The sequence below is a fragment of the Eubacterium pyruvativorans genome, from assembly GCF_900102225.1.
Classification (GTDB): domain Bacteria; phylum Bacillota; class Clostridia; order Peptostreptococcales; family Anaerovoracaceae; genus Aminicella; species Aminicella pyruvativorans.
This window is the reverse complement of the sequence record NZ_FNBF01000044.1, coordinates 1-5,679: the sequence shown is the minus strand read 5'-3', so window position 1 is coordinate 5,679 and position 5,679 is coordinate 1. Positions and strand designations below refer to the sequence as shown.

The 5,679-nt window shown below is 46.7% G+C and carries 7 protein-coding genes and 1 pseudogene; 6 read left to right on the top strand and 2 right to left on the bottom strand.

Annotated features, from left to right (window positions below):
* Nucleotides 1-223: transposase (locus BLQ24_RS09770; protein ID WP_176755923.1), on the bottom strand; the 223-nt coding region annotated here is incomplete at its 3' end.
* A 503-nt stretch (nucleotides 224-726) separates the two neighbouring features.
* Here BLQ24_RS09770 and BLQ24_RS09765 point away from each other — a divergent pair.
* The 6 genes from BLQ24_RS09765 (at nucleotide 727) to BLQ24_RS09740 (ending at nucleotide 5,348) form a co-directional block, all read left to right on the top strand.
* Nucleotides 727-1,350 carry a TetR/AcrR family transcriptional regulator gene (locus tag BLQ24_RS09765; RefSeq protein WP_090164738.1) on the top strand — a complete coding sequence of 208 codons (624 nt, stop codon included), beginning with the start codon at nucleotides 727-729 and terminating at the stop codon, nucleotides 1,348-1,350.
* A 165-nt stretch (nucleotides 1,351-1,515) separates the two neighbouring features.
* Nucleotides 1,516-2,061 (top strand): flavin reductase family protein, encoded by a 546-nt coding sequence (locus tag BLQ24_RS09760; RefSeq protein ID WP_090164737.1) that lies wholly within the window; start codon nucleotides 1,516-1,518, stop codon nucleotides 2,059-2,061.
* A gap of 66 nt (nucleotides 2,062-2,127) precedes the next feature.
* Nucleotides 2,128-2,607 (top strand): flavodoxin, encoded by a 480-nt coding sequence (locus tag BLQ24_RS09755; protein WP_090164736.1) that lies wholly within the window; start codon nucleotides 2,128-2,130, stop codon nucleotides 2,605-2,607.
* 204 nt (nucleotides 2,608-2,811) lie between these two features.
* Nucleotides 2,812-3,978, top strand: coding sequence for an iron-containing alcohol dehydrogenase (locus BLQ24_RS09750; protein WP_090164735.1), 1,167 nt, complete (start codon nucleotides 2,812-2,814; stop codon nucleotides 3,976-3,978).
* Nucleotides 3,975-4,241 (top strand): SDR family NAD(P)-dependent oxidoreductase, encoded by a 267-nt coding sequence (locus BLQ24_RS09745; protein ID WP_143004293.1) that lies wholly within the window; start codon nucleotides 3,975-3,977, stop codon nucleotides 4,239-4,241. Before BLQ24_RS09750 ends, BLQ24_RS09745 begins: the two co-directional genes overlap by 4 nt.
* A gap of 60 nt (nucleotides 4,242-4,301) precedes the next feature.
* Nucleotides 4,302-5,348, top strand: a complete 1,047-nt coding sequence (locus BLQ24_RS09740) for an aldo/keto reductase (RefSeq protein ID WP_090164734.1) — start codon at nucleotides 4,302-4,304, stop codon at nucleotides 5,346-5,348.
* 119 nt (nucleotides 5,349-5,467) lie between these two features.
* Here BLQ24_RS09740 and BLQ24_RS10245 read toward each other — a convergent pair.
* Nucleotides 5,468-5,679 (bottom strand): annotated as a pseudogene (locus BLQ24_RS10245) (IS110 family RNA-guided transposase); the annotation flags it as partial.

Below are 5,679 nucleotides of genomic sequence, written 5' to 3'. Positions count from 1 at the left end.
AAACCGTCCCAAGCCGGGTATTCAGCTTACGGGGACGATAGCCACAGCGGTAGCCCGAGCGGTCGTCCGTCCGTTCGCTTTTCTCAGCATTCAGCTGCGTGGTGACCTCTGCCTCCATCATCTGGTTGCAGAGCCACTCCAGCATGCTGAGCATGGGATCCGGCTGATTCATAAAGCTGAATAGTAAATTCGTGAGATTTGTGTTAATCTGATTGTGAGCCATTGAGAGTTCTCCTTTGTGAATGAGAAGTTTGGTCGCTAATCATTTTACACGAGCCTCAATGGCTTTTCTACTATTCACTTTTGCGAACAATATTGTACTCTATCCCGCCTCCCATCGTGTTAATCCTCTTTGAAGAATTCACTTTCCAGCTTCTTTATCCGCTTGCGGTCGGAATAGATTGTGTTGCTGGGAAGATCCAGCATTTCATGAATTTCCTTCACGCTACAACCTTCATCCTCGCGAAGCTTGATATGTCTCGTTTGTCAGAAGATACAGAAATGCGTTTTGAATGATGATGCGTTCTGGATCGCGGAATTTGACGATCGATATGACGTTTTGAAGTTTTCCACAGGCAGTCCGTTGCATGCTTCAGAATTACATCTCTGGAAGTGTGAGAATCACATACGAATAAAATAAAATTATATTGACACAGTGTCAGAATACGCATATACTGACTATGATGACACGGTGTCAGAAATGTGTGAAATGATAAGGTACATAAGATGAGAAAAGCGACGCGTGAACAGATTGTTCAGAAAAGGGAAGAGATTATCAATGCCTGTGAGCAGCTCTACCAGAAAATGAGTTTCCGGGAGATCACGCTTAAAGAGATCGGGAATATCACATCCTTCTCCCGTCCCACCATTTATAACTACTTTGAGACAAAGGAAGAGATCTTTCTGGGCCTTTTCCAGAGGGAATATGACCGTTGGAATGAGGATCTGACTGCCATCCTGAACGGGAATGAGAAGCTGACGAAAAAGGAACTGGCGGATCACATTGCAAACTCCCTTGCAGGACGTGAACAGCTCTTAAAGCTCCTTTCCATGAACAACTATGATATGGAGGCAAACAGCCGACAGGAGCTTCTGACTGCCTTCAAACAGTCTTATGGACGCTCTATGCATCTGATGTGCATGCTGCTGGAGAAGTTCTGCCCGGACATGGGAGTGACTGACATTCAGAATTTCATCTATATCTTCTATCCCTTTATGTTCGGAATCTACCCATACACCGCAGTCACAGAAAAACAGAGAGCGGCCATGAAGGAGGCCGGAATCAACTATGTATATCAAAGCGTCTACGAACTCACCTACAGCTGTCTGATCCGGCTGCTGAAAGAGTAAGGGCACGCGACTATAAAATCGGCGTGACAAAAACTGCCCATGTTGAGGATGCGGTTAAAGCTGCGAACATAACGTTGACAGCAGAAGAAACTATCGAACTGGAAAGAGTGGCTGACAATCTTGGACTGAAAGTGATCCGTTTCTGGGAAAAGGAGATGAAATAAGATGAGCAAGAAAAATATCGGAGCAACTCTCGCACTGTATCCCTGCCCGATCATCGTGGTAGGGGCAATGGTAAATGGTAAGCCGACCTGGACGCTTGTTGCCCATGCCGGAACCATGGCACACAGCCACCTGATGGTGTCTCTTGTACAGGCACACTACATCAATCAGGGCATCCGTGAGAACAAAAAGCTTTCCGTCAATGTGGTCGACGAGTCCTGGCTGAAGGATGCGGACCGGATGGGAACCATCAGCGGCAATAAGGTGGATAAATCTAACGCCTTTGCATGGACAATGGGTGAAAACGGCGCTCCCTTGATCGATGAGGCGAAGGTTTCTATTGAATGTGAAGTTGACGGCAATTATGAACTGGAACATTTTGACCACTTCATCTGCAAGATTCTTGCGACCTATGCGGAGGAGAGTGTCCTGAATGAGAAAGGCAAGATCGACTATCACACCTTTAAGCCAGTACTTTTTGAGTTCCCGACCTATGAGTATTTTGTGACCGGTGAGAAGGTCGGCGACTGCGGAAAGATGAATCAATAAAATTGCGAAGGGACAAGGCTCTGTCTGTGATGTCAGAGTCTAAGACGCATAGAAAGAAGGTATAGAATGCCAAAGAAAGTTTTAGTGGCTGTATATTCTGCAAGTGGTGTGACCAGGCGTGTCGGCGAAGAGATTGCCCGTATCAGCGGCGGTGATTTCTTTGATATTATGCCGAAAGAACCTTACACATCTGCTGATTTGGATTGGATGAACAGGAAGAGCCGCAGCAGCGTAGAAATGAATGACCCGTCCGCAAGACCGGAGATCGCAAATACAGTTCCGAATATGGGCGATTATGATGTTGTGATCATCGGTTTCCCTATCTGGTGGGGTGTTGCACCTCGCATCATAGAAACTTTTTTGGAAAGTTATGACTTCGCCGGGAAAACCATTGTCCCCTTCTGCACTTCAGGAGGAAGTGGTGTTGGGAGAAGTGATACTGCACTGCATAAAAATGTGACAGGTGATGTGAAATGGGAAAAGGGCGTTCAGATCAACCGCCCGAATGAAACGGAGATTAAAAAGTGGCTTGATCATGTTATGTAAGCTGCTTACAAGGAGATGTCTGCATGAAGGTTAAGGAAAAGAAAGTAGGACGGATTCCTGATCGGAGCGCTGATCGCTGTCTGCGGGAATTATGTGATTCTGATGATGAAATATACAAAGGAGATGGACAGAGAAACTAAAGTGCAGTTTTCCATCCCGAAGAAAAAGGATAAATAATCTTAGGCAAAGAAAAAGGGGAACATCATGTTAGGAAATTTTAGTTATCACAATGCAACAAAGCTGTATTTTGGCGAGGATTCCTTAAGTTATCTGAATGAGGAACTTCCGAAGTACGGAAAGAATGTACAGCTGATCTATGGCGGTGGTTCCATCAAGAAAAACGGTATCTATGATGAGATCATAGGAATCTTGAAGGAAAATGGAAAAGAGATTTTTGAAGATGCGGGAGTCATGCCGAATCCTACCGTGGAAAAGCTTCGTGAGGGCGTGAAGATAGCAAGAGAGAATAAAATTGATCTTTTGCTTGCAGTCGGTGGCGGTTCCTGCTGCGACTATGCAAAAGCCGTATCCGTATCGGTAAACTGCGAGGAAGATCCATGGGAAAAATACTATCTTCGGTTTGAGGAACCGGAGTGTGAGATCGTTCCGGTCGGATGTGTTCTTACGATGACGGGAACAGGTTCGGAGATGAATGGCGGAGCGGTTATCACAAATCATGAGAGCAAACTAAAAATCGGTCATGTATTTGGGGACGAGGTGATGCCGAAGTTTTCAATTCTAAATCCAAAGTACACATTTTCTCTTCCGAAAAAACAGATGGTTGCCGGCATCTATGATATTTTCAACCATATCTGTGAACAGTATTTTTCGGGTGAGGATGATAATACCAGCGATTATATTGCGGAGGCGCTTATGAAGTCGGTGGTGAATAGTTCTCTGATTGCCCTTGAGAATCCGGAGGATTATGAGGCGCGTTCCAATATTATGTGGACGGCGACATGGGCATTAAATACATTGATTTCCAGAGGAAAATCGACGGACTGGATGGTGCATATGATCGGGCAGTCTGTGGGAGCGTATACGGATGCGACACATGGCATGACGCTTGCCGCAGTTTCCCTGCCGTATTATCGTTTTATTATGCCGTATGGTTTGAAGAAGTTTAAGAGGTTTGCCGAGGAAGTATGGGGCATCCGCGCGGAAGATAAATCAGACAGGGAAGTGGCAGAGGAAGGACTTCTCGCGATGGAAAACTGGATGAAAAAACTGGGGCTCACCCTTAAAATCAGTGAACTTGGTGTAACGGAGGACATGATAGAAGGCATAGCGGATGGCACGATTATTTTGGATGGCGGATATAAAGTCTTAACCCATGAGGAAGTAGTGAAAATTCTTAGGGAGAGTATGTGACAGGAGGCAAAAACTATGGATGCAAAAATGTTGATGGAAAGGTAGCGATCATTTCAGGGGCAAGTTATGGAATGGGACAGACGATGGCAGAGCTTTTTGCCGAAGAAGGGACAAAGGTTGTGATGACTACTCGAGGAAAAGATAAACTGGATGCTGCCGTAAAAACAATACATATGGTTTTCTTTCCGGGCGGCTTTGTCGGAACTGGGGATCGATCCAATGGAGGAGGATGGATTTCCGCGATCCGGTCATGGAGGATATGACGGAATAAGAGAAAAAATCTACGGAGAAAACGCAATAAGACTGCTGAAAGGATTGAACACATGAAATATGCAAGACTTGGAAACAGTGACTTAAATGTATCGCGGATCTGCATGGGGTGCATGGGATTCGGTGATTCCGGACGCGGTCAGCACAGCTGGACGATTGACGAGGCACATGCAAGAGAAATTATTAAGCGTGGTCTGGAGCTTGGTGTCAACTTCTATGACACGGCTATCGCCTATCAGAGCGGCACCAGCGAGCAGTATGTCGGAAGGGCCCTGCGTGATTTTGCAAGGCGGGACGACGTGGTTGTTGCCACCAAGTTTTTGCCAAGAACCCAGGAAGAGATAGACCGGGGAATTACCGGCCAGCAGCATATCGAAAACATGATCAACACCAGTCTTAAGAACCTCGGTATGGACTACGTGGATCTGTACATCTATCATATGTGGGACTGGCAGACACCAATCGAAGACATCCTGGACGGCCTGAACCGCATCGTAAAGGCCGGTAAAGTCAGATACATCGGCATCTCTAACTGCTTTGCCTGGCAGATCGCCAAGGCTAATGCTGTAGCAGAAAAAGAAGGCTTTGCGAAGTTCGTTTCCATCCAGGGACATTACAACCTGATCTTCCGCGAGGAGGAACGGGAAATGGTGCCGTACTGCAATGAAGAGAATATCGCTCTTACTCCCTACAGCGCCCTTGCTTCCGGAAGACTATCGAGACGCCCGGGGGAAGGCGGAACAAAGCGAGCAAAAGAAGATACCTATGCGAAGTTCAAATATGATGCGACAGCTGCACAGGATAATGTGATCATCTCCCGTGTTGCTGAGCTTGCCGAAAAGCACGGCGTGACCATGACGGAAGTGTCACTGGCGTGGCTGCTCACAAAGGTGACCGCCCCAGTGGTCGGAGCGACAAAGCTTCACCATATTGAAGGCACGGTAAAGGCATTGGATCTTTCATTGACACCAGAAGAGATTCTGTATCTGGAAGAGCCTTATGTGCCACATCCGCTGGCTGGAGTTATGGCACAGAACAAACCGGCCGCCGCAAAAGAAAAACATGTCTGGTCTACGGGCGACCAGAAGATAGCAAAGTAGGAGCCTGCTAAGTAAAAGTCAAGTGTAATTCACAAGAATTTGGAGGGATGAAAATGAGCACAACAAACCAGACTGTCTTCATTCAGGCAGTCTCAGATTGTCCCTATGGATAGATGCAGTCAGGCTTCTGATCTAGCCTGACCCCGTAGACATTCCTTTACCTTGCCGTAGTAAACCCGAAGGAACTTATTGGCACCTGCCGTCATGTAGACAAGGTAGGGTTTACCTTCCGACTTCTTCTTGAAAAGGAACTGGCTGACAGGGTCGCCCTCTCGTGGGCCAAGCTTGAGCATGGCATCCATGATCTGGAACAGCGTTTTTCTGAGTCGTG

Coding starts and splice junctions, on each gene's coding strand:
- BLQ24_RS09765 (WP_090164738.1), top strand. CDS start 727: ATGAGAAAAGCGACGCGTGAACAGATTGTTCAGAAAAGGGAAGAGATT.
- BLQ24_RS09760 (WP_090164737.1), top strand. CDS start 1,516: ATGAGCAAGAAAAATATCGGAGCAACTCTCGCACTGTATCCCTGCCCG.
- BLQ24_RS09755 (WP_090164736.1), top strand. CDS start 2,128: ATGCCAAAGAAAGTTTTAGTGGCTGTATATTCTGCAAGTGGTGTGACC.
- BLQ24_RS09750 (WP_090164735.1), top strand. CDS start 2,812: ATGTTAGGAAATTTTAGTTATCACAATGCAACAAAGCTGTATTTTGGC.
- BLQ24_RS09740 (WP_090164734.1), top strand. CDS start 4,302: ATGAAATATGCAAGACTTGGAAACAGTGACTTAAATGTATCGCGGATC.